The organism is Streptomyces sp. P17 (assembly GCF_032436805.1).
In the GTDB taxonomy this organism is placed as follows: domain Bacteria; phylum Actinomycetota; class Actinomycetes; order Streptomycetales; family Streptomycetaceae; genus Streptomyces.
In genome coordinates this window covers 1-552 of record NZ_JAVRBF010000275.1, presented here as the reverse complement: position 1 = coordinate 552, position 552 = coordinate 1, and the positions used below count along the sequence as shown (strand labels likewise).

At 39.7% G+C, this 552-nt stretch carries 1 protein-coding gene; it reads left to right on the top strand.

Annotation, left to right across the window (positions count from 1 at the left end):
* Window positions 1-416 (top strand): hypothetical protein (locus RMT89_RS40830; RefSeq protein WP_315888812.1); only part of this gene is annotated, 416 nt, incomplete at its 5' end.
* Window positions 417-552: the final 136 nt, after the last annotated feature.

The following is a 552-nucleotide window of genomic DNA, read 5'->3' as shown; positions in this document are numbered from 1 at the left end:
TCTCAGGTGAATCAGTTACTTTGGATAACCAGGCCTTTTATTTCGTTGATAAACAACCGTTACATTCATTTCACATACTAGGAATGGAACGGGTCTTCCAGCATCATATTGACCAGCTTCAAAATACGTATTCAATCACCGAACCGTTAATTGATATCGTAGACAATTTCCTGTGGGAGGAGTGGGATCCTATCGGGGTTAATTCCCTTGTCGAATGCCGTGATGAATATCAATCTTATGTTAAGGACGCCTGTCTATTAGCTCTTGCCGGAGATGCTGAAATTCTCGCTGCTTGGCTGAGGTTTATAGAGTCAGCAATTATCAACATCATTGAGCATGATCATCAGGCTGTCAAAACACGCTCAGCCATACTAGCCATTCAGCTCATTACGCAGATAAAAAAATGCAGTCCTTAAGCTCATTTAAAATTTGTGAGGTGATAATGCTTGTTCAAAGAAGAATCAAACTTGAAGATAATAGCCGATTACAAATCAGATCATTAACCACTAAAAAACCTTTGTTGTGGTTAGCAAGCCAACCTGATGAAGAAGA